Source organism: Enterobacter cloacae complex sp. 418I7 (assembly GCF_050030705.1).
Lineage (GTDB): Bacteria > Pseudomonadota > Gammaproteobacteria > Enterobacterales > Enterobacteriaceae > Enterobacter > Enterobacter intestinihominis.
On record NZ_JBLGUU010000001.1, the window covers coordinates 3,846,684 to 3,868,231 of the forward strand.

Consider the following 21,548-nt stretch of genomic DNA (forward strand, 5'->3'; position numbering starts at 1 on the left):
AACCCTTTGTGATGATTTATTTAAGCAGGGCTTATCATTCCAGATATTTTTTAAACCAGCTTAACGTTCTCGACCAGGCCAGCTCGGCTGCGGGCTGGTCATAGCGTGGGGTAGAATCGTTGTGAAATCCATGGTTTACGCCGGGGTAGATATACGCTTCATAAACCTTATTATTTGATTTCAGCGCGGCTTCATAGGCAGGCCAGCCCTCGTTAATATTTTTGTCCAGCTCGGCATAATGAAGCAGGAGCGGCGCGCTAATTTTTGGCACATCCTCCACCCGCGGCTGACGACCATAGAAGGGCACCGCGCAGTCGAGTTCCGGATATGCTACGGCGGCGGCATTCGATACGCCGCCGCCGTAGCAAAAACCGGTAATCCCCACCTTACCGGTGGCTTCCGGATGATTTTTCATAAACTCTATGGCGGCAAAAAAGTCGTTCATCAGCCTTGTCGGGTCGACCTTCTGCTGCAAAACCTTTCCTTCGTCGTCGTTGCCGGGGTATCCCCCCACCGAGCTCAGGCCGTCGGGAGCCAGCGCGATATACCCCGCTTTCGCCACGCGTCGTGCCACGTCTTCAATATACGGATTAAGCCCCCGGTTCTCATGCACGACCACTACCGCGGGCGTTTTCGCGGTGGCTTTGGCCGGCTTCACCAGGTAACCGCGCACTTCGCCGTGACCATTGGGCGAGGGATAAGTGATGTATTCCGGACGAATATCGGGATCGGTGAATTTAACCTGCTCCGCGAGGGCGTAGTTGGGTTTAAGCATATTAAACAGCATCAGCGCCGTTACGCCGCCTGCGGCATAGCGCGCCGCGAGATTCAGAAATTCGCGTTTGCTGATTTTACCGTGGGCGTAATAGTCATAGTAATCAAGCAGCTCTTGCGGAAAATCTTTGGCAGTCAGGCGCGTCATCGCTTATCTCCATGATTTATGATTTGATAAGCTTAGAATAAAAACGCTGTTTCGAAAATTCACCGATAAGAAAGGAGACATCATGTCCTGGCACCCTTACACCGGCCGATACGAAAACATGCAGTACCGATACTGCGGCAAAAGCGGCCTGCGCTTACCGGCGCTGTCGCTGGGTCTGTGGCACAGCTTTGGCCACGTTCAGGCGCTCGATTCCCAGCGCGCGCTGCTGCGTAAGGCCTTCGATCTCGGCATTACCCATTTTGACCTTGCAAACAACTACGGCCCCCCTCCAGGCAGCGCTGAAGAAAATTTTGGCCGCCTGCTGCGAGAAGATTTTGCCGGGTATCGCGACGAGCTGATCATCTCCACCAAAGCGGGCTACGACATGTGGCCAGGACCGTATGGTTCGGGCGGTTCACGTAAGTATCTGCTCGCCAGCCTCGATCAGAGCCTGAAACGCATGGGCGTGGAGTATGTGGATATTTTCTATTCTCACCGCGTAGACGAAAACACGCCGATGGAAGAGACCGCCGCCGCGTTGGCACACGCGGTGCAGAGCGGAAAAGCGCTGTACGTCGGCATTTCGTCCTACTCCACGGAACGCACGACGGCGATGGCCGAATTGCTGCGCGAGTGGAAGATCCCGCTTTTGATCCACCAGCCGTCTTACAACCTGCTTAACCGCTGGGTCGACAAGACTGGTCTGCTGGACGCGCTGGAGAAAAACGGAACGGGCTGTATCGCCTTTACCCCGCTGGCGCAGGGCCTGCTGACCGGAAAATACCTGAACGGTATTCCGGACGGTTCACGTATGCAGCGCGAAGGGAAAAAAGTGCGCGGCCTGACGGAGAAAATGCTGACGGAAGCCAACCTGAGCAGCCTTCGTCTGCTGAACGAGATGGCGCATGCGCGCGGGCAGACGATGGCGCAGATGGCGCTAAGCTGGCTGTTGAAAGATACACGTGTAACGTCAGTGCTGATTGGCGCGAGCCGCCCGGAGCAACTGGAAGAGAACGTTCAGGCGCTGAATAACCTGTGCTTTACCGAAGATGAACTGACGCGGATTGACCAGCACGTGGCGGATGGTGAGCTGAATTTGTGGCAGGCGTCGTCGGATAAATAAATAGTGCGGTCCGATGCTTTCGCCCCTCACCCTAACCCTCTCCCCAGAGGGGAGAGGGTTAGGGTGAGGGGCGCTGTAAAATTATTTCTTACTGATCTTATCCAGATACCCCATTACAAACGCCGACAGTACAAACGTCAGGTGGATAATCACATACCACATCAGCTTATTATCCGGGACGTTTTTAGCATCCATAAAGACACGTAACAGGTGAATAGACGAAATCGCCACAATCGACGCCGCGACTTTATTTTTCAGCGATGAGGCGTCCATTTTCCCCAGCCAGTTGAGCTTTTCTTTGTGCTCGGCGATATCAAGCTGAGAGACGAAATTCTCATAACCCGAGAACATCACCATCACCAGTAATCCTCCTACCAGCGTCATATCCACCAGCGACAGCAGAACCAGAATCAAATCGGCTTCTGCCACGGAGAAAATGTTTGGCAGGACGTGGAATATCTCCTGGAAGAACTTGATCGTCAGGGCGACCAGCGCCAGAGAGAGACCAAAATAGACGGGTGCGAGCAGCCAGCGAGAGGCATACATTGCGTTTTCAAAGAAGCGTTCCATAAAATCCTGTCTGCAAACGAAACCAGCGCTCAGTATATCTCAACTATACCTCGTTGGGATCCACATCCGGACGCGCATACTCCGGCCAGACCAGTGCGACCAGTTCCGGGTAGGCTTCCAGGCTAAACTCGCGAAAACACTGGCGCAGATTTAATACGTCTAAATCGGAATACGACACCTTCTCGCCATTCAGACAGCGCTTTTTGATATTGTCGTAATATTTATAGACCGCCGAATTAAGGTCGCTACAGCGGCGCTGCGCGTCGAACAGGCCGGGCGTATCATTAATTTCGGCCATTTTCATTCGCTTAATTGTCGCATGGAGAAAATCGATATATTCGTGATTCACCCGCCAGTACCAGACTGGCGTCACGGCGTTCATCAAGACGGAGAAATGATCTTCCCCCTCCTCTTTGGACATCAATTCAGGCTGCGGTGGTTCACTGGCGTCATTTGACACTTTCGTTTTATTGAACTCTTGCATCAATAAAAGCACGCCAGCGGTCAGTAATAGTAACGTTACGACCGTGAAGAAAATGCTGTTCATGGGTAGGCTCCATTTTTTTTGATTTTAAAATTGCCTCATGATATTGTCAACGAATCTCACCCTTTTTCCAACCCCACCCTTTTGAAATTAAAGGAAATTAAAATGCTGCCCGACAATCTTGTCCCGGCAAAGTACCACATTACGCCTGTGGAACAGCCTTCGACGGAAGCAGATAAAGAGGCGAATTTCACTCAAGGAAAAAGAAAACTCTCCGACTATGAAGCCGATATATTAATTGGTGTTTCACGCACCGGCAAATCCCGTAATATGGTGCTGGAAGAGCACGATCGCCATTTAAAAGAACGGTTATTTCGTGCCATCAAGATTGAAGCCTTAGTTCATCTGCTAAATGATTTACAGGCCGAAGGGGAAATAGATGCCCAGGCTCTAAGTCAAATAATGGCCGAGAAAACACAGCAAATAAATGAAGCTGGCAATGAAATTTGGCTTAACTTAATTACGCGTGAAAAAAACAATCCCATTTTTTATAACCTGGGGGATGATTAACGTGAATGATGATAGCGGTAATAACGTTTATTTGACTTTAGATGATAAGAAAAGCGATGAATTTATCTTAAAGCAGAATCTCGACGCCCTGAAAAAGATAAAAAATGACGAGATGACGCGAATAACGCAGGACTTGGTTTCGATTCCGGCCACGCTGGTGCGCCTGAAATGGCAGAACCGTCGGGAAATTTATGCCTTGCAGGCCAAAGAGGAGATTTACGGCGCGGTGATGAACGCTATTATTGAGCAGCGCCCTGAGCTTAAAGAGAAGATCCTTGGGCGACTGGAGACGAACTATCAGTACCTGCTGGCACGCGAGACAGCCACCCTGCGCCTGACCCGAAAACTCTCGGAGGGCAACTATCGCACATCAAACGTCACCTGCGTGGCGCTCGATGAAGAGGCGTCAACAACATCTTCTAACTGCTGACAACGTGGTTCGCCCGGCGGCGCTAGCCTGAGATTGTAGGCCGGGTAAGGCGAAGCCGCCACCCGGCACGGAAGGCGGCTTCGCCTTCGTTTTACTTCGCGGCCGCTTTCTCTTCGCCGACCAGGCCAATCTTCAGGTATCCCGCCTGATGCAGCGTGTCCATTACCTTCATCATCGTTTCATAATCGACGGTTTTATCCGCGCGGAAGAAGACGGTGGTGTCTTTCTTGCCGCCGGTCAGCTGGTCCAGCGCCGGAATAACCGAGGCATCCGTCACCGGATCGTTGCCCAGGAACATGGACTTATCGGCCTTCACGGACAGGTAGACAGGCTTTTCCGGACGCGGCTGCGGCTGGCTGGAGGACGCTGGCAGATTCACCTTCACGTCCACCGTCGCCAGCGGCGCGGCAACCATAAAGATAATCAGCAGAACCAGCATGACGTCGATAAACGGCGTCACGTTGATCTCATGCATTTCACCGTTATCGTCCAGATTTTCATTAAGACGCATTGCCATACAATCAACCTACGCGCAGTTTGGACGCCGCATGCACCGGTTTAACGGCGCTGGCGTTCAGGTCCAGATCGCGGCTTTGCAGCAGCAGAACCTGCGCGGCAACGTCACCCAGTGTGGCTTTGTAACTGCCAATCATGCGCGCGAAGATGTTATAGATAACTACCGCAGGGATAGCGGCAACCAGACCGATAGCCGTTGCCAGCAGCGCTTCTGCGATACCCGGCGCGACGACCGCAAGGTTAGTGGTCTGCGTCTGGGCGATACCGATAAAGCTGTTCATGATGCCCCAGACGGTACCGAACAGGCCGACGAACGGGGAGATAGCGCCGATAGTCGCCAGGTAGCCGTTACCGCGGCCCATATGACGACCCACGGCCGCAACGCGACGCTCCAGACGGAAGCCGGTACGCTCTTTAATGCCTTCGTTATCTTCACTGCCTGCGGAGAGTTCCAGCTCGTTCTGCGCTTCGTTCACTAACAGGGTAGTCAGGCTTTTTGCATGGAAGGATGAGGTGATATCAGAAGCCTGATCCAGAGAGCGGGCTTCCGCCAGCTGCTTCTGCTCACGCTTGAGGCGGCGTTTTTGTGAAAGAAGTTCGGCGCTCTTGCTGAAGAAGATAGCCCAGGTGATCACGGACGCCAGAATCAGGCCGATCATCACAACCTTAACGACGATGTCAGCATGTTGATACATGCCCCAAACGGAGAGATCCGTCTGCATCAAATTATTACCCACTCTGTATCTCCAGGACGCAAATCACACAATCTGAACGTAATAATATCAAAACGTCGTCGAATTGATAGTAGTTCTCATTAGTATTTACATAGTGCCGTAATTTTCGCTCACTTTCCTTGCGCTTACGCAGTAAAAATTTCTTATGCGAATATTTGATAATATTTTCTGCTTATTCGATAAGCATCCGGATGCACATTGTGACAATCGTGGTAGTCTGGACGTCCAGACGTATAAAAAATAGGGTTAGCGAACATGACTAAAAAGCAGCTTGAGACCACGCTGGTGCAGGCAGGACGCAGTAAAAAATACACCCAGGGCTCGGTCAACAGCGTGATCCAGCGTGCCTCCTCGCTGGTGTTTGATACCGTCGAAGATAAAAAAATCGCCACGCGTAATCGCGCGAAGGGCGGGCTGTTTTACGGTCGCCGTGGCACGTTAACCCATTTCTCGTTGCAGGAAGCCATGTGTGAACTGGAGGGCGGCGCGGGCTGCGCGCTGTTCCCGTGCGGTGCGGCGGCGGTCGCCAATACCATTCTGGCGTTTGTTGAACAGGGTGACCACATCCTGATGACCAATACCGCCTACGAGCCAAGCCAGGACTTCTGCACCAAAATACTCAGCAAGCTCGGCGTCACCACCAGCTGGTTCGATCCGCTGATTGGGGCCGGTATTGCCGGGCTTATTCAGCCCAACACGCGCGTTGTGTTCCTGGAATCTCCCGGCTCCATCACTATGGAAGTGCATGACGTCCCGGCCATCGTGAAGGCGGTGCGCAGCATAGCGCCGGAAGCGATCATCATGATCGACAACACCTGGGCGGCAGGTGTGCTGTTTAAAGCCCTGGAATTTGACATCGATATCTCCATTCAGGCGGCGACCAAATACCTGATTGGCCACTCAGACGGCATGATCGGTACGGCGGTATCTAATGCCCGCTGCTGGGAGCAATTGCGTGAAAACGCCTACCTGATGGGCCAGATGGTGGATGCCGATACCGCCTACATGACCAGCCGGGGCATCCGTACGCTCGGCGTGCGTCTGCGTCAGCATCACGAAAGCAGCCTGCAAATTGCTCAGTGGCTGGCGCTGCATCCGCAGGTGGAGCGCGTTAACCATCCGGCGCTGCCGGGCAGCAAGGGCCACGAATACTGGCAACGTGACTTTACGGGCAGCAGCGGGTTGTTCTCATTTGTTCTTAAGAAGCGCCTGAATGACGCCGAGCTGGCAAGCTATCTGGATAACTTTACCCTCTTCAGCATGGCCTATTCATGGGGTGGGTTTGAATCGTTGATCCTGCCCAATCAGCCGGAGCAGATTGCGGCCCTGCGCCCGGGCGGCGAGGTGGACTTCGAGGGGACCTTAATCCGCCTGCATATCGGGCTGGAAAATGTGGACGATTTAATTGCGGATTTATCGGCAGGATTTGAGCGCATCGTGTAAAGTGCTGGCTGACATGTACTCCCTGGACGCTATTCTGAACACCGCAAGCAGAAAAGTCTGTATGAGATGCGCCTGCGATCAACCCCGACAGGCAAAATTGGGAGTACAATAGCGTTATATCTGCTGTTCCACAGGAAAGTCCATGGCTGTTATTCAAAATATCATCACGGCGCTCTGGCAACACGATTTTGCCGCGCTGGCGGACCCACATGTCGTCGGGATTGTCTATTTCGTGATGTTCGCGACGCTGTTTCTGGAAAATGGATTACTGCCAGCCTCATTTTTACCCGGTGACAGCCTGCTCCTGCTCGCAGGGGCGTTAATCGGCAAGGGCGTGATGGACTTCGCACCAACAATGGTGATCCTCACCTCTGCGGCCAGTCTCGGCTGTTGGCTGAGCTACCTGCAAGGGCGCTGGCTTGGAAACACCCGCGTGGTGAAAGGCTGGCTGGCGCAGCTGCCGCATAAATATCATCAGCGCGCGACCTGCATGTTTGACCGTCACGGCCTGCTGGCGTTGCTTGCCGGGCGTTTTCTGGCGTTCGTTCGCACCCTGTTGCCTACCATGGCGGGTATTTCAGGCCTCTCTAACCGCCGCTTCCAGTTCTTCAACTGGCTGAGCGCCCTGCTCTGGGTGGGCGTGGTTACCACGCTCGGCTACGCGCTGAATATGATCCCCTTTGTTAAGCGCCATGAAGACCAGGTGATGACCTTCCTGATGATCCTGCCGATTTTCCTGCTGGTTGCAGGGCTGGTGGGTACCATTGCGGTGGTGATCAAGAAAAAGTATTGCAGCGCATAAATAAAAGCCGGGTGGCGCTACCGCTCACCCGGCCTCCGTTTCCCCTCACGCTCCCTGCATGGTTCTGATACGTGACGCATCTTCCCCCGGCGTGACGCCGAAGTAACGCTTAAACTCCCGACTAAACTGCGACGCGCTTTCATACCCGACCCGCATCGCCGCGGCGCTGGCCTTCATGCCATCGTGGATCATCAGCATCCGCGCCTTATGCAGACGGTAAGTTTTGAGGTACTGCAACGGCGACGTGCTGGTGACGGATTTAAAGTTATGGTGAAACGCCGAGACGCTCATATTGGCTTCCGCCGCCAGCTGATCAACGCTGAGGTTTTCCGTGTACTGGCTCTCGATGCGCTTCAGCACGCGACTAATGAGGCTGAAGTGCGTTTGCCGGCTTACCAGCGCCAGCAGCGCCCCGCCGCCCGGTCCCAGCAGCACATGGTAAAGAATTTCGCGGATAATCTGCTTTCCGAGAATACGCGCATCCAGAGGCCTTTCCATCACGTCTAACAGGCGTTCAATCGCGCAGAGAATTTCCTCCGATAAGGTCGCGGAGTTGATACCGCTTGCCGCCATCGACGGCCGGAAAAGTTCGTCCTCCCCAATCTCCATCAGCAACTCCTGCAACTGGAGAATGTCGACGTTGACGCGGATCCCGGCCAGCGGTACCTCCTCTGTCGCGAAAGTTTCACATTCGAAGGGTAAAGGTACTGTCAGAAGCAGATATTCATTGGTGTCGTAACGGAACACGCGCTCATTGATATAGCCAATCTTATGGCCAGAAAAGAGAAACACGATGCCGGGCTGATACATCACCGGGGTGCGCGTTCCGGGCTGGGTACCGTAGAGCAATCGGATATCCGGCAACAGCTCAGCCGAATCATTTCCGTTTTCTATCAGTCTTTTAATCTGCGACGTTAGCTGGCGGCAGATGGCATCACGGTTCATTTTCAGTTACTCCGGGTACGGTTTCCGACGCTAACAGTGTGCGCATTTTCTTACCGTTTCTCCAGAGCGCTGTAGAAATGGGCAAGACATCGGCAGGAATGTGCATTGAGAGGATAGCGCCTGCCCGCCACAATGTGCAGCATCAGGTTGCCTTCTGCGCCACCACGATTTTTTACCCACTACAGGGAACAAGCCATGAACAACTTTAATCTTCACACCCCAACCCGCATTCTGTTTGGTAAAGACGCTATCGCTGACCTGCGCGCGCAAATCCCGACGGACGCCCGCGTCCTGATTACCTACGGCGGCGGCAGCGTGAAAAAAACCGGCGTACTGGATCAGGTTTACAGCGCTCTGGAAGGGCTGGACGTACGCGAGTTCGGCGGTATCGAGCCTAACCCGTCTTATGAAACGCTGATGAACGCGGTAAAAATCGCCCGTGACGAGCAGATCACTTTCCTGCTGGCGGTGGGCGGCGGTTCCGTGCTGGACGGCACCAAATTCATCGCGGCGGCAGCGCATTACGCTGACGGCATCGACCCGTGGCATATTCTGGAAACGGGCGGCAGCGACATCAGCAGTGCGATCCCGATGGGCTCCGTGCTGACGCTGCCGGCCACCGGCTCTGAGTCCAACAAAGGCGCGGTCATCTCCCGTAAAACCACCGGTGACAAGCAGGCCTTTATGAACGAACACGTTCAGCCCGTGTTCGCGATCCTCGATCCGGTTTACACCTATACCCTGCCTGCGCGTCAGGTGGCGAACGGCGTGGTCGACGCCTTTGTTCACACCGTTGAGCAGTACGTCACTTACCCGGTGAACGCCAAAATTCAGGATCGTTTCGCGGAAGGCATTCTGTTGACGCTGATTGAAGAAGGTCCGAAAGCGCTGAAAGAGCCTGAAAACTATGACGTGCGTGCTAACGTGATGTGGGCTGCAACACAGGCACTGAATGGCCTTATCGGTGCAGGCGTGCCACAGGACTGGGCTACCCATATGCTCGGCCACGAGCTGACGGCGATGCACGGCCTGGATCACGCCCAGACGCTGGCGGTGGTTCTGCCTGCGCTGTGGAATGAAAAACGTGACGCTAAACGCGCCAAACTGCTCCAGTACGCCGAACGCGTCTGGAACATCACCGAGGGTTCCGACGATGCGCGTATCGATGCCGCGATTGAAGCCACCCGTCACTTCTTTGAAAGCCTGGGTGTGCCAACGCGTCTCTCTGACTACGACCTGGACGGCAGCTCCATCCCTGCCCTGCTGGCGAAGCTGGAAGCACACGGTATGACGCAGATCGGCGAGCACGGCGACATCACCCTGGACGTCAGCCGTCGTATTTACGAAGCGGCACGCTAAGCGTTTTTAGGATCCTGACTTTCGTTTTTTGACATTTCGTCCAGACTTAATGCACATCACATCGTCGGAGGTTCCCTCCGGCGATGAGCACCTGAAGGAGGAAAAATGGCAAACCAAACCGTAATCAAGCTACAGGACGGCAACGTGATGCCCCAGCTGGGGCTAGGTGTATGGAAAGCCGGTAACGACGAGGTCGTCTCCGCCATTCATAAAGCCCTGGAAGTCGGCTATCGGTCCATTGATACCGCCGCCGCCTATAAAAACGAGGACGGCGTGGGGACCGCGCTTGCCAGCGCTGGCATTCCCCGCGATGAGTTATTCATCACCACCAAGCTGTGGAACGACGATCAAAAGCGTCCCCGCGAAGCGTTGCAGGAGAGCCTGGAGAAACTCCAGCTCGATTTCGTCGATCTTTATCTCATGCACTGGCCGGTACCGGCTATCGACCATTACGTTGATGCCTGGAAAGGGATGATTGAGCTGCAAAAAGAGGGGCTGATAAAAAGCATCGGCGTCTGTAATTTCCAGGTTCATCATCTGCAACGCCTGATTGATGAAACGGGCGTCGCGCCGGTGATTAACCAGATTGAACTGCATCCGCTGATGCAGCAGCGCCAGCTTCATTCATGGAACGCCACGCACAAGATCCAGACCGAATCCTGGAGCCCGCTGGCCCAGGGCGGCGAAGGGGTGTTTGACCAGAAAATCATTCGTGAACTGGCGGATAAGTACGGCAAAACGCCGGCGCAGATCGTCATTCGCTGGCATCTGGATAGCGGTCTGGTGGTGATCCCGAAATCGGTCACGCCATCGCGTATCGCCGAGAACTTCGACGTCTGGGATTTCCGCCTGGATAAAGACGAGCTGGGTGAGATTGCGAAGCTGGATCAGGGCAAGCGGCTTGGGCCGGACCCGGATCAGTTTGGCGGGTAGTTTCCCCTCACCCTAACCCTCTCCCACAGTGAGAGGGAATGCTTTCCACCCTCTCCCTGTGGGAGAGGGCCGGGGTGAGGGCATCATCGTTATCCGATCTTACGTTTTCCCGTTTTTTTCGTCCCCGAAGCCCCACCGTTCGAACGCTGATGCACAATTGGCGTGTGCTTGGTCAGCGCCGGGCGCGTGTTGCGGTTCTGGCGGCGCGCTTCTCGCATCTCTTCCAGCGTTGGCGCTGGCACCAGGCAATCACGACGCGAGCCGATCAGGTGCTTTTTCCCCATCTCTTCCAGCGCCTGACGGATCAGCGGCCAGTTTTTCGGATCGTGATAGCGCAGCAGCGCTTTATGCAGACGGCGCTGTTTATCCCCTTTCGGCACCACCACGTCTTCGCTCTTATAACCAATCTTACTCAGCGGGTTTTTGCCGGTGTAATACATAGTCGTCGAGTTGGCGAGCGGCGACGGGTAGAAGTTCTGCACCTGATCCAGACGGAATCGACGCTGCTTCAGCCACAGCGCCAGGTTCACCATGTCTTCATCACGGGTGCCGGGGTGTGCGGAGATGAAGTATGGGATCAGATACTGCTCTTTCCCCGCCTGTTTTGAATAGGTATCAAACAGCTGTTTAAAGCGGTCATAGCTGCCCATGCCTGGCTTCATCATTTTGGACAGCGGGCCTTCTTCGGTGTGCTCCGGGGCGATCTTCAGATAACCGCCAACGTGGTGCGTCGCCAGCTCTTTGATGTAGCGCGGATCTTCCACCGCAATGTCGTAACGCACGCCGGAGGCGATCAGGATCTTCTTGATGCCTTTCAGGTCACGGGCGCGACGGTAAAGATTGATCGTCGGCTCGTGGTTGGTGTCCATATGCTCGCAAATGCTCGGATAGACGCAGGAGAGACGACGACAGGTCTGCTCAGCGCGCGGCGATTTGCAGCGCAGCATGTACATGTTAGCCGTTGGGCCACCCAGATCGGAGATTACGCCGGTAAAGCCCGGGACCGTGTCGCGAATGGCTTCGATCTCGTTAACAATCGACTCTTCGGAACGGCTCTGAATAATACGACCTTCGTGTTCGGTGATCGAACAGAGCGAGCACCCTATAATTCTGATCATTTAGAAATTTTTTTGCGTTTAAAATCAATGAATTGAAAGATTTCATTTTTCTAAGTCTGATAAAACAGATGAAAACCCAACTGACTATACTCATAAAACTCAATCTTTGCGCTGCTGTACGATACCAGTAATTACAGGCGCCGAGTTTAACATCATGAAAAGTAGCCCAATAATGAATGACGCAACGCCAGCTGCGGTGCCTAACTTCTGACTGAACACCATTGAAACAAAGTACATATTTGGGATAAAAACGGACATAGCAATCACGAAAAGTAACTTATTCAGATAATTATTTATTCGGGTCTTAACCTCAACTCTATCATAAAAAGCCATCGAAACGTAAGCAGTTATCAGTGAATAAAAAGACCATGTCATATAGTTAACCGATTCATTAAATGCCTCTCGCAAAAGCAAAGCACTTTCTGTCATTCCCTACCTCATTAAATCAATAGAAAATAAATCTGAATAATTTATTTTTAAAAGAAAAGAACACAACATAACTTCAGTAGTTATGATTAATCCCTGAATGATTATTTCTTAGCAAGATATAACATGCTTAATGTATATCAGGCAATAAAAAAACTCCCAAAGACCACCGCTGTGGTCTTCAGGTATAGGATTTAAAGAACGAACTCAGTCCGGAAACGTATCACTATCTTCTGTAACGTCCGCTTTCTCTGGTAACATTCTGTTTTTAATATACTGTGAATTCCTGCAGATGAGAGGAAAAATCTCCGAGTTATTCATTATACAACTCGTTGCCGTACGGGCGTCCTCCGGAGACCATGATGAAAATGAAAACGTCTGACGGTCAAGCCATTGAGACAATAATACATTATCAACAGAAGCGCTAAACAGCGCCGCAATAGCCCTGCGTTCAACGGCCTTCTCAGGTTCAATAAACGACAACTCATTATGAAAACGGGTAATAATCGCAATACGGCTGTCAATACGAATATGTCTTTCAAGTAAGACATCGTGCAACTCATCAAGTACAGTCTCTCTCTGGGTATCGTCGAGGCAAGACCACAGGAAATGAATGTTCTCGGCATTTGTGACAACGTCTGGCTCTGCATCACGGAACCATGATGCAAAGATACCCACACTACCTTCCATCCGGATATGCTGCCCCTGAAGTTGCATTTGTTCAAGGATAAAGCGCATGTTCACAGGAAGAACCGTAAAACACTCAATAAGCCTTTCAGAAGAACTAAATACTCCACATGCCAGGGCGTTCAGCTTTTTCTTCAAAATATCAAACTGCTCACCTGACTGATATACGTCATGGAGAAATACTGGACCCATAGCATTCACATCAGACTCAATTATTTTCTCTGACAGTGCTTTTTGACGCTCTCGCACAAATATTAAAAGAGAGGTTGCATTTGTAGCTTCTTTGATGACGTCATACTGACCTTTAACAAAGCTCAGGACAGGTATATTCACCAGAAGACCTAAATCAACAATCCTGCCAACAGCATTTTTGATGTACGGCAGAACATTTTTATCCTTAAGTGCTATAAAGATACTCTCGGCAGTACGTAGATAACGAAGATATGCAGCCAAAGCCAGGTCAAACCGTTCCTCACCAATATGTTCACTGTACGACTCGATACCGGCATAGTTACCATGGAGCACCATGTGAGCAACAGCCTGTGCAGCAAATTCCGCAGGGAAGAGATTCCTCGTCGCCGTATTATTAAGATAATATTGATTTAAAACATTATTATTCCAGTCCGGGCTCAGAACAATTTTTCTGAAATGGATAACGTCCTCAACAACCTGACGATTTTTAAGCGTCATTATTGCAGAGCTAACCTGAGCCCCACCTGTACCATCATTCTTTCCAATTACGTTCTGTACCGCCTTCGATGCAATATTGATATGCCGGATAATTCCCGGATTAAAAAGGTCTATCTGAGGTTGCTCAGCTCCATAGCGTAACATCTCCTCCCGACCGTGATTTCCGATATCTAGTGTGCCAATTTTCAGGTTTGACAAGGTCTCTTCATTATTGACAAGGTATTCCACATAAAATACGCCATCTACAAAATTCTCCATTTTATTCAGTAGTGATTCACCGGCCAGAACAGAGTATGAATCAGCTTCCTGCAGCAACGTCTGCGTGGATTCAGCCTCCAATTTTTCTGAATCCTGAATTTCATCAAGTTTACTCACAATAAACGATATTTGCCTTTCGACGAAAGGCTCTAGGCTTATCCGCCCGTCAGCCATCAGTTTCTGCAGACTCAATACGAAACCTTCATCATTCTTTTCTCTGAGTGAAACAGCATAACTCTGATTCAGCATTTGCACTGCGACTTTGAGTTGCGGTTCGGCGAGAGCCTGACACTTCTCATCCATCCGGCTATAAGAAACCAGCCAGTCTCGCATCTGAATATGTGGTGCCACTCGCTGCCATGCTTCAGCGAAACCCCACAAGGCCGTCAGTTCTTCAAGCCGTGGGATATTTATAGCACCAATCGCGTCTTTAAGAGGCGTATCAAGCAACTCGCTCCTGGCAAGCTCCACCGTGGACTGATAGTGGATGCTCATCAGAAATTCGCTCCATCTTTCTGTATCGTTATTAAAAATTCGGGATATTTGTTGATAAGTTAGCGAGAGCATCTCGTCAAAATCATCCGGAGCAATACCGGGTTCGGTCTGACTAGCTTTGGGATCGCGAAGTAATACTTTAATATCTCGCTCCCCGTATCTGACCACCAGTAAGTAGAGAGCAATAAGAATATGGCGATGATCTTCTGTTGCAGGAACGGTAAGGTTCAGAATATGAATATCATTAACAAACTTCTTCATTAATCGCGGTGTGATACGAGGATACTCAGAGGGTTTCCAGCGCTCAAGCAACACCGTTGCTTCCCGGCACGCTATCCCTGCATCCTCATTTACTGTTTCTTTCCAGTACTGCCTTAACGCTTCCTGCCATCCTGCCGAAATAAGAGGAGGAACCTGAAAACTTACAGGAATCCGCTTTGCAATAAACTCACGCCCGCTGAAACCCGCCACAGAAAGTGAGGCTGAAACCTGTCTTGCCGAATAGGGCACCACTATCCTGAAGTGTTCATGAGTGGCTCCGGCAATAAGCTCCATATCACTCCAGAGCTCTTTCACTTTGTCTGCACTGATTCGGTCCAGATTATCAATGATAAGGATGAAGCGATCTCCATGGGAAATGACCTCTTTGGAGGTAAATCCCTGCAGAGCTTCAGCCAGCTCAATAGCTCCGACCTCCTTATTAACTAGCCAAGTCTCTTCAATCCTGTCAGTACTGTTGCGTTTGAACAAATCACCAATACTCGAATACCCTTTCTTTCTGTACCATTCCATGTTCTGCAGGCATGCCAGTCCTGCGACCATAATGGCAGGAGAAAGAAACGCGGCCACCTCAACATAAAAAAGCCACCCTAATAATGACTCCTTGTGATCCTACCCACGTAATGTGGACACGGCCCTAAGCGAGGTTCTGGTTTTCAAATTGTTCGGGACTGAGTCCGCCACAGGCACTGTGTCGGCGCCACCGATTGTAATCACACTCGATATAATTAAACACCGTCATCCGCATGATTTCCCGGCTGATAAGGCGTTCCCCGTGGATACATTCCACCTTCAGCGAGTGGAAGAAGCTTTCCGCGCAGGCATTGTCGTAACAACATCCTTTGGCACTCATGCTACCGTGCAGATTATGCCGCTTCAGTAACGCCAGATAGTCTGCCGAACAGTACTGCCCGCCTCTGTCCGTATGCACGATGACATTTTCCGGGCGCTTACGTCGCCAGAGTGCCATCTGTAGCGCATCGCAGGCCAGCTGCGCTGTCATCCGCGACGACATCGACCAGCCGATGACAGCACGGGACCACAGGTCAATGACCACCGCCAGGTACAACCAGCCTTCGTCCGTGCGCAAGTACGTGATGTCACCCGCCCACTTCTGATTCGGGCCACTCGCGTAAAAATCCTGTTTCAGCAGATTTTCAGACACCGGCAGGCCATGTTCGCGGTATCGGACCGGGCTGAACTTCCGGGCCGCTTTTGCGCGAAGCCCCTGACGCCGCAGGCTGGCGGCAATGGTTTTGACGTTGTACTCAGGCAGTTCGTCAGCGAGACGAGGCGCACCATAACGCTGGCCTCAGTGAATGCCTGACGGACAGCAGTATCACAGACGAGCCGGAACTGCTGACGTGGTGTTATCTGCTGACGACGCAGACGCCACGCATACCAGCCGCTACGGGCGACCCGCAGTACCCGGCATATGGCTTTGACGCTGAACTCAGCCCGATGTTTTTCAATAAAGACATACTTCATTTCAGGCGCTTCGCGAAGTATGTCGCGGCCTTTTGGAGAATGGCCAGCTCCTCTGCCTGTTCCGCCAGTTGGCGCTTAAGACGGGCAATTTCAACGGACATTTCCTGCTCACGTTCGGAAGAGCTGCGGGCATTGTTAATCTTACTGCGCCATGCGTAGAGCTGGGATTCGTACAGGCTGAGTTCCCGGGCAGCGGCAGCAACACCGATACGTTCCGCAAGCTTCAGGGCTTCGTTGCGGAATTCAGGCGTGTACTGTTTGCGGGGCTTCTTACTGGTTGATGCTGGTTTTGTCATGAGTCACCTCTGGTTAAGAGTTTACTCACTTAGTCGTGTGTCCACTATTCGTGGGTAAGATCATTGTTAGTAAAATATTGATTAAGGTCTGTTAGCACATAACGAAGCATCTGCACGGAAAGCAATGACAGTAAAATAAAAACGACGGTCAACCAGCTTAGCCTGCTGCTGACCCTCTTGTCGTATTCAACGATGTTACCCAGAGCCAGATTTTTATACTTATCCAACACATCCCGGGAGCCCGGACATTGTAGGCTGACCCCGTGGTGGATGACATCGATAAGCGCTTTTTTAGTTGAGCCATGATGGTAACGTTCTGCATCAAAGTTAATGAACGTAAAATCATCTTTAAGCTTTTTCTGCAGGAACTTCAATATTGTTGACTTACCTGAACCCAGCTCACCTTCCAGACCAATAATATTGACATCAGGTGTCCTGATGATCTGAGCCACATTCTCTGCAACTTTTTCATGACTGCTGCCTCTAAACATATCCTGGTCAGCGGGTGATTCCGTCTGCAATCGTAGAGTCATTCAGCAATTTCCTTCGTTATAACGTAAGATTCTTTCACTATTAGACACAGTACAGAGCCCACAGCAACCAAATGACTGCAGCCGGGGCAGTTTAGTTTTAAGCATGCATAAGCCGATTTCGATGGAATCCCTTTCACACAATAATATTGAATTGAAGCAATGAAAACATTAATGTGTTTGTTGTGACTAGCTGCAGGGGCCTGGAAGAAATTCCAAAGCCTGACAAACCGGAACAGGGCTTGCTCTGCTCCGGTTTTATCCAGTTCATCTTGAAGCCCTTGTTTTTGTTACATATCCCTGCTCACTCTTTCAGCCATTGTTAAGCTTCTTGTGTGTAATCTGCGAATAATACGGATGCAAAATTGATGCAATGGATTATACATACCTACAGCGCACGTTACGCTGAGCTGAATCGAATTTCAGAGAACGTTCTTCGCTATTACCCTGCCCAGCCAGTTGAACACATTTTATCATCCGGCCCCGAGAGTGACATGTTCTCTGCCTGGTACAGCCTTCATCAGAGTCAAACTAGACGTTATTTACAGGCAAAAGAAGACAGCTACAGAGTTTAAGTCTGACATTATTCGTGGCTGTGTCTGCCTTCGGAGTTTTCAGCTTATCCCGATAACAGCGGTTTTGAAAAATTGACGTTTTTTACACCGGTACATTGCCCGAACGCAATCTCCCCCGTAGCGAAATACCGCCCCGCAGAAAATCGTCCATGCTCGGCATGCCCCTGGAACATCAGCATCTTTTCAATAAAGGTTTTACAGCCTATAGTCTGTATAACACAAAATACACCTTACCTGCTGTATTACAGGGCGGTACTCCCTACTCAGTCTGCGAGGCAGGTCACTTATGAATAATCAGTTCCCGATAAAAACGCTGAACCAGCTCAGACCTGTGCTAATCGGGTTTCGCAAAATCAAGGGCTTCACGCAAAAAGATGTGTCTGAGAGGCTTGGCGTAACGCAGCAAACCTATGCCCGCCTGGAAGCAAACCCTGCTAGCGCCAGTATTGATCGTCTGTACAAGGTATTCAGTATTCTGGGCGTAGAAATAACGCTGTCATCTATTTCCCCTTCACCCTTCATTTCCCACACAGAGATGAGGGGGGCATTTGACAGCACTCCCGCCAGACGGGAGAAATGGTGACTATTAGAAGTTTGCTAGTTTTGTCGAATGACGCCAACTACATGTCCGCATCCATCGAGTAGTGGCTTCAAGCCACGATTGTCACTGCCTCCGCTGCCTTTTTCCAGTAACTCTCTCCTTTTAATTCTAATATTTAGGGGTGTCAACGCAAAGCAGAAACGGCACCTTCTTTGCGAGACAGAAATGACCTGTGATTGCCTGGCCGATTTATGGCAGCTAAGTGCGAGAAGCGGATATAGCGAATTCGCCATTGTACGGGATTAGCAGGTTTACTGAAGCAACCTGCGATGGCGTTATGGCAATAGTCAGTCCCCTGTCCAGTCGGCATAGGTGGCCACCTCGTCACCGCCGGGGATAAACTGATTGAAGCCTCCGCGCAAAATCACTTATTCTTTTCCGTTAATAAAATGCAGGAGCAAAGTCATGACTGGCGAAATTCGTGGGCGAGGCAGGCCACGAAAAACAGAGAGTACCTATACAGATACCCGTAATGACCTGATCCGAAGCGGGCTTGAACTGCTCACGCAGAATGGTTTTCTTTCAACGGGAGTCGATGCCATTGTCAAAAATGCCAGTGTTCCTAAAGGCTCATTTTATTACTATTTCAAGAGCAAAGAAGAGTATGCCCAGACTGTTCTGAGCGCCTATGACAGTTTCTTTGTGCATAAACTCCAAAAACATCTGTATGAATCATCCTTCACACCAATGATGCGTCTGGAAAATTTCATCGACGATGCCTGCGACGGCATTAAAAAGTACAATTTCACCCGGGGCTGTCTGGTTGGCAATATGATGCAGGAGAGTCCGGGTCTTCCACTGTCCTTTATCAAACAGCTCCACGAAATACTTGAGCGCTGGCAGGCGCTTGTGGCGTGCTGTCTGTCCGACGCGTTATCTTCGGGCGAAATCCGTTCCGATATGAATAATACGCAACTGGCGGCCATTTTCTGGAGCAGTTGGGAGGGTGCCGTAATGCGTGCCAAACTTTATTGCTCAACCCAGCCTGTGTACGACTTCTGGAGCTATTTCAAAAAGTCAGTACGCTATCAGCCCTCTAAGGACACGGCTGTTGAAAAGTAAAAAAGGGGCCGCAGCCCCTGATAATAATTATCAAACCCAGGCTGAGCCTGGCTTCCACTTCATTAGCTACACTGAATTACTGCCCGGCCACGAATTCCGCCACTCAGAAGTTTTTCGGCCACATTGATGGCATCACTCAGCGGATAAACGGTGGTCAGGCTATCCAGTCTGGACTCCGGTAAATACTGTACCGCCTGCTGCCAGATCGCCGCTCTTTTTTCCTTCGCGAACATGACACTGTCAATCCCTTTCAGCGTGACGCCACGCAGGATAAACGGAGCCACATTCCCCATTAGTTCCATCCCCTGTGCCATGCCGCAGGCTGCAACAATACTGCCATAACGCACCCCGGCGCATACATTGCAGAGCGTATGGCTACCGACTGTATCAATGGCGGCAGCCCAGCGTTCTTTCTGTAACGGTTTTCCGGGACAGGAGAGCTCGGAACGGTTAATAATCTCGTCCACACCGACCGTTTTATAGAGCCAGGCAGCCTCTTCCGGGCGTCCAGTAGACGCCGTAACGCGGTACCCCATTGATGCAAGGATCATGGCCGCAATGCTCCCGACGCCGCCGCTGGCACCGGTAACAAGTACCGGACCATCTTCAGGCTTAATACCATGATTCAGAAGTGCGTCTACGCACAGCATCGCGGTAAACCCAGCTGTTCCGATTGCCATTACGTGTTTGCCGTTAGCGCCAGCCGGGAGCGGCGTCAGCCAGTCTCCATTTACCCGTGCTTTTTCGGATAGTCCGCCCCAGTGTTTTTCCCCAACACCCCAGCCGGTCAGGAGAACCTTATCTCCGGCCTGATATTCGGGATGTGAACTGGCGGACACTGTACCGGTAAAATCAATGCCGGGCACCATGGGAAAGCGTCGGACGATTGGGCCCCGGCCCGTAATGGCCAGTGCGTCTTTGTAGTTGATGGATGAATAGTCAACATTGACCTCCACATCCCCCTGCGGTAGTTCACTTTCAGCGATTTCAGCAAGTTGCGCACTATAGCGTCCATCTGTTTTGTTGATTAATAAAGATTTAAACACGTTCACCTCGTTTGTCCGGGCGTTTACCGTTCAGTCATTAAGTCGTCAATAAATAATATTGACCGATCGTCTAATAATCAACACTACTATCCCAGTGCTTTGCCAGCATTCAAGAAACATTATTCATTTCATGCACTTAAAGCTGTCTTTTTTGACCGACATCAAACTGTATTCTGGTTTATCTGGTGCAGAGGGAAAATCAGCATCCCTGAAGATACATAGCTAATGCTTCAGAACACGGCTGATGATGCGATAAAACAACCAGGCTTTAATGAGTTAGTCTGAGCGGACCTTCGGCTCAGTAAATAGGTCCGCTCCGTGCCAAGAGCAGACGCTGGTAATTCGGGTAATGGTGCCAACTTACTGATTTAGTGTATGATGGTGTTTTTGAGGTGCTCCAGTGGCTTCTGTTTCTATCAGCTGTCCCTCCTGTTCAGCTACTGAAGGCGTGGTGCGTAACGGTAAAAGTACTGCCGGACATCAGCGCTATCTCTGCTCTCACTGCCGTAAAACATGGCAGCTACAGTTCACTTACACCGTCTCTCAGCCCGGTACACACCAGAAAATTATTGATATGGCCATGAATGGCGTCGGATGTCGCGCCAGTGCACGCATTATGGGCGTTGGCCTCAACACGATTTTACGACACTTAAAAAACTCAGGCCGCAGTCGGTAAACTCACGCATACAACCGGGCAGTGACGTCATTGTTTGCGCGGAAATGGACGAACAGTGGGGTTACGTCGGCGCTAAATCACGCCAGCGCTGGTTGTTTTACGCGTATGACAGGATACGGAGGACGGTTGTGGCGCACGTATTCGGTGAACGCACGTTGGTCACGCTGGAGCGTCTTCTGGGCCTGCTGTCGGCCTTTGAGGTCGTGGTATGGATGACGGATGGCTGGCCGCTTTATGAATCACGCCTGAAGGGAGAACTGCACGTTATCAGCAAGCGATATACGCAGCGCATTGAGCGGCATAACCTGAATCTGAGGCAGCATCTGGCAAGGCTGGGCAGGAAGTCACTGTCGTTCTCAAAATCGGTGGAGCTGCATGACAAAGTCATCGGGCATTATCTGAACATAAAACACTATCAGTAAGTTGGAGTCATTACCGGTGCTCTGATATATTTATTATACTATAGTGGGGTATGTGTTGATCTTAATGT

20 protein-coding genes and 2 pseudogenes are annotated in these 21,548 nt (G+C 51.2%); 10 read left to right on the forward strand and 12 right to left on the reverse strand.

Annotated features, from left to right (window positions below):
- Window positions 1-34: 34 nt before the first annotated feature.
- Window positions 35-922: a YghX family hydrolase gene (yghX, locus tag ACQG0S_RS18505; RefSeq protein ID WP_048966576.1), complete on the reverse strand. Its 888-nt coding sequence runs from the start codon at window positions 920-922 to the stop codon at window positions 35-37.
- An 82-nt stretch (window positions 923-1,004) separates the two neighbouring features.
- On the opposite strand from yghX, the gene ACQG0S_RS18510 reads away from it, so the two are divergent.
- Entirely contained in the window at window positions 1,005-2,045 is a 1,041-nt protein-coding gene (locus ACQG0S_RS18510) for an aldo/keto reductase (RefSeq protein ID WP_023306937.1), read from the forward strand.
- A gap of 81 nt (window positions 2,046-2,126) precedes the next feature.
- Here the strand turns inward: ACQG0S_RS18510 and ACQG0S_RS18515 are convergent, their stop codons facing one another.
- Together ACQG0S_RS18515 and ACQG0S_RS18520 are read right to left on the reverse strand one after the other, a co-directional pair.
- Complete coding sequence (locus tag ACQG0S_RS18515) at window positions 2,127-2,615, reverse strand: TIGR00645 family protein (RefSeq protein ID WP_006811956.1); 489 nt, start codon at window positions 2,613-2,615, stop codon at window positions 2,127-2,129.
- Between the two features lie 43 nt (window positions 2,616-2,658).
- Window positions 2,659-3,162: an ESA_00282 family adhesion-associated protein gene (locus ACQG0S_RS18520; RefSeq protein WP_023298598.1), complete on the reverse strand. Its 504-nt coding sequence runs from the start codon at window positions 3,160-3,162 to the stop codon at window positions 2,659-2,661.
- A gap of 102 nt (window positions 3,163-3,264) precedes the next feature.
- On the opposite strand from ACQG0S_RS18520, the gene ACQG0S_RS18525 reads away from it, so the two are divergent.
- Both ACQG0S_RS18525 and ACQG0S_RS18530 read left to right on the forward strand, forming a co-directional pair.
- Window positions 3,265-3,669: a hypothetical protein gene (locus tag ACQG0S_RS18525; RefSeq protein WP_023298599.1), complete on the forward strand. Its 405-nt coding sequence runs from the start codon at window positions 3,265-3,267 to the stop codon at window positions 3,667-3,669.
- Window positions 3,662-4,099 carry a hypothetical protein gene (locus ACQG0S_RS18530; RefSeq protein WP_023330188.1) on the forward strand — a complete coding sequence of 146 codons (438 nt, stop codon included), beginning with the start codon at window positions 3,662-3,664 and terminating at the stop codon, window positions 4,097-4,099. The genes ACQG0S_RS18525 and ACQG0S_RS18530 overlap by 8 nt, the downstream gene beginning before the upstream one ends.
- 91 nt (window positions 4,100-4,190) lie before the next feature.
- Here the strand turns inward: ACQG0S_RS18530 and exbD are convergent, their stop codons facing one another.
- Both exbD and exbB read right to left on the reverse strand, forming a co-directional pair.
- Window positions 4,191-4,616 carry a TonB system transport protein ExbD gene (gene exbD / locus ACQG0S_RS18535; protein ID WP_023298601.1) on the reverse strand — a complete coding sequence of 142 codons (426 nt, stop codon included), beginning with the start codon at window positions 4,614-4,616 and terminating at the stop codon, window positions 4,191-4,193.
- A gap of 4 nt (window positions 4,617-4,620) precedes the next feature.
- Complete coding sequence (gene exbB, locus ACQG0S_RS18540) at window positions 4,621-5,352, reverse strand: tol-pal system-associated acyl-CoA thioesterase (protein ID WP_023298602.1); 732 nt, start codon at window positions 5,350-5,352, stop codon at window positions 4,621-4,623.
- Window positions 5,353-5,604: 252 nt separating this feature from the next.
- Between exbB and metC the strand changes: the two genes are divergently transcribed.
- Window positions 5,605-6,792, forward strand: a complete 1,188-nt coding sequence (gene metC / locus ACQG0S_RS18545) for a cystathionine beta-lyase (RefSeq protein WP_023306940.1) — start codon at window positions 5,605-5,607, stop codon at window positions 6,790-6,792.
- Window positions 6,793-6,934: 142 nt separating this feature from the next.
- The gene (gene yghB, locus ACQG0S_RS18550; RefSeq protein WP_015571869.1) at window positions 6,935-7,594 is read left to right on the forward strand and encodes a DedA family general envelope maintenance protein YghB; all 660 of its coding nucleotides are present in this window, start codon (window positions 6,935-6,937) and stop codon (window positions 7,592-7,594) included.
- A 45-nt stretch (window positions 7,595-7,639) separates the two neighbouring features.
- Here the strand turns inward: yghB and ACQG0S_RS18555 are convergent, their stop codons facing one another.
- Complete coding sequence (locus ACQG0S_RS18555) at window positions 7,640-8,539, reverse strand: AraC family transcriptional regulator (RefSeq protein ID WP_048966577.1); 900 nt, start codon at window positions 8,537-8,539, stop codon at window positions 7,640-7,642.
- A 195-nt stretch (window positions 8,540-8,734) separates the two neighbouring features.
- On the opposite strand from ACQG0S_RS18555, the gene yqhD reads away from it, so the two are divergent.
- A complete protein-coding gene (yqhD, locus tag ACQG0S_RS18560; protein ID WP_032626276.1) occupies window positions 8,735-9,898 on the forward strand; it encodes an alcohol dehydrogenase in 1,164 nt (387 codons plus the stop codon).
- 105 nt (window positions 9,899-10,003) lie between these two features.
- Complete coding sequence (gene dkgA, locus ACQG0S_RS18565; protein ID WP_023306942.1) at window positions 10,004-10,831, forward strand: 2,5-didehydrogluconate reductase DkgA; 828 nt, start codon at window positions 10,004-10,006, stop codon at window positions 10,829-10,831.
- 89 nt (window positions 10,832-10,920) lie between these two features.
- On the opposite strand, the pseudogene ACQG0S_RS18570 reads toward dkgA, so the two are convergent.
- The 5 genes and pseudogenes from ACQG0S_RS18570 to ACQG0S_RS18590 all read right to left on the reverse strand — a co-directional run.
- Window positions 10,921-11,934, reverse strand: a pseudogene (locus ACQG0S_RS18570) (DUF3362 domain-containing protein); the annotation flags it as partial.
- Between the two features lie 114 nt (window positions 11,935-12,048).
- Window positions 12,049-12,378: a hypothetical protein gene (locus tag ACQG0S_RS18575; protein WP_000140246.1), complete on the reverse strand. Its 330-nt coding sequence runs from the start codon at window positions 12,376-12,378 to the stop codon at window positions 12,049-12,051.
- 204 nt (window positions 12,379-12,582) lie between these two features.
- Complete coding sequence (locus tag ACQG0S_RS18580; RefSeq protein WP_157843391.1) at window positions 12,583-15,297, reverse strand: P-loop NTPase fold protein; 2,715 nt, start codon at window positions 15,295-15,297, stop codon at window positions 12,583-12,585.
- Between the two features lie 124 nt (window positions 15,298-15,421).
- Window positions 15,422-16,568, reverse strand: a pseudogene (locus ACQG0S_RS18585) (IS3 family transposase).
- 44 nt (window positions 16,569-16,612) lie between these two features.
- The gene (locus tag ACQG0S_RS18590) at window positions 16,613-17,101 is read right to left on the reverse strand and encodes a P-loop NTPase fold protein (protein WP_023280967.1); all 489 of its coding nucleotides are present in this window, start codon (window positions 17,099-17,101) and stop codon (window positions 16,613-16,615) included.
- Between the two features lie 858 nt (window positions 17,102-17,959).
- Here ACQG0S_RS18590 and ACQG0S_RS18595 point away from each other — a divergent pair.
- The gene (locus ACQG0S_RS18595) at window positions 17,960-18,256 is read left to right on the forward strand and encodes a helix-turn-helix transcriptional regulator (RefSeq protein ID WP_017384073.1); all 297 of its coding nucleotides are present in this window, start codon (window positions 17,960-17,962) and stop codon (window positions 18,254-18,256) included.
- Between the two features lie 423 nt (window positions 18,257-18,679).
- Window positions 18,680-19,336, forward strand: coding sequence for a TetR/AcrR family transcriptional regulator (locus tag ACQG0S_RS18600; protein ID WP_023280966.1), 657 nt, complete (start codon window positions 18,680-18,682; stop codon window positions 19,334-19,336).
- A gap of 62 nt (window positions 19,337-19,398) precedes the next feature.
- Here ACQG0S_RS18600 and ACQG0S_RS18605 read toward each other — a convergent pair whose 3' ends face one another.
- The gene (locus ACQG0S_RS18605; protein ID WP_023280857.1) at window positions 19,399-20,382 is read right to left on the reverse strand and encodes an MDR family oxidoreductase; all 984 of its coding nucleotides are present in this window, start codon (window positions 20,380-20,382) and stop codon (window positions 19,399-19,401) included.
- A gap of 400 nt (window positions 20,383-20,782) precedes the next feature.
- Between ACQG0S_RS18605 and ACQG0S_RS18610 the strand changes: the two genes are divergently transcribed.
- Window positions 20,783-21,480 (forward strand): IS1 family transposase gene (locus ACQG0S_RS18610; protein WP_223195083.1). Its coding sequence is split into 2 segments (ribosomal slippage): window positions 20,783-21,032 and window positions 21,032-21,480, totalling 699 coding nucleotides; the frame shifts between segments, so codons are not numbered across the junction.
- Window positions 21,481-21,548 lie beyond the last annotated feature (68 nt).

What these genes read in the sequence shown, in the direction of transcription:
- ACQG0S_RS18575 (WP_000140246.1), bottom strand. Translation starts at nt 12,378, where the DNA reads ATGACAGAAAGTGCTTTGCTTTTGCGAGAGGCATTTAATGAATCGGTT.
- ACQG0S_RS18525 (WP_023298599.1), top strand. Translation starts at nt 3,265, where the DNA reads ATGCTGCCCGACAATCTTGTCCCGGCAAAGTACCACATTACGCCTGTG.
- metC (WP_023306940.1), top strand. Translation starts at nt 5,605, where the DNA reads ATGACTAAAAAGCAGCTTGAGACCACGCTGGTGCAGGCAGGACGCAGT.
- yqhD (WP_032626276.1), top strand. Translation starts at nt 8,735, where the DNA reads ATGAACAACTTTAATCTTCACACCCCAACCCGCATTCTGTTTGGTAAA.
- ACQG0S_RS18595 (WP_017384073.1), top strand. Translation starts at nt 17,960, where the DNA reads ATGAATAATCAGTTCCCGATAAAAACGCTGAACCAGCTCAGACCTGTG.
- yghX (WP_048966576.1), bottom strand. Translation starts at nt 922, where the DNA reads ATGACGCGCCTGACTGCCAAAGATTTTCCGCAAGAGCTGCTTGATTAC.
- exbD (WP_023298601.1), bottom strand. Translation starts at nt 4,616, where the DNA reads ATGGCAATGCGTCTTAATGAAAATCTGGACGATAACGGTGAAATGCAT.
- ACQG0S_RS18600 (WP_023280966.1), top strand. Translation starts at nt 18,680, where the DNA reads ATGACTGGCGAAATTCGTGGGCGAGGCAGGCCACGAAAAACAGAGAGT.
- ACQG0S_RS18520 (WP_023298598.1), bottom strand. Translation starts at nt 3,162, where the DNA reads ATGAACAGCATTTTCTTCACGGTCGTAACGTTACTATTACTGACCGCT.
- yghB (WP_015571869.1), top strand. Translation starts at nt 6,935, where the DNA reads ATGGCTGTTATTCAAAATATCATCACGGCGCTCTGGCAACACGATTTT.
- dkgA (WP_023306942.1), top strand. Translation starts at nt 10,004, where the DNA reads ATGGCAAACCAAACCGTAATCAAGCTACAGGACGGCAACGTGATGCCC.
- ACQG0S_RS18580 (WP_157843391.1), bottom strand. Translation starts at nt 15,297, where the DNA reads ATGGAATGGTACAGAAAGAAAGGGTATTCGAGTATTGGTGATTTGTTC.
- ACQG0S_RS18555 (WP_048966577.1), bottom strand. Translation starts at nt 8,539, where the DNA reads ATGAACCGTGATGCCATCTGCCGCCAGCTAACGTCGCAGATTAAAAGA.
- ACQG0S_RS18590 (WP_023280967.1), bottom strand. Translation starts at nt 17,101, where the DNA reads ATGACTCTACGATTGCAGACGGAATCACCCGCTGACCAGGATATGTTT.
- ACQG0S_RS18515 (WP_006811956.1), bottom strand. Translation starts at nt 2,615, where the DNA reads ATGGAACGCTTCTTTGAAAACGCAATGTATGCCTCTCGCTGGCTGCTC.
- ACQG0S_RS18530 (WP_023330188.1), top strand. Translation starts at nt 3,662, where the DNA reads ATGATTAACGTGAATGATGATAGCGGTAATAACGTTTATTTGACTTTA.
- ACQG0S_RS18510 (WP_023306937.1), top strand. Translation starts at nt 1,005, where the DNA reads ATGTCCTGGCACCCTTACACCGGCCGATACGAAAACATGCAGTACCGA.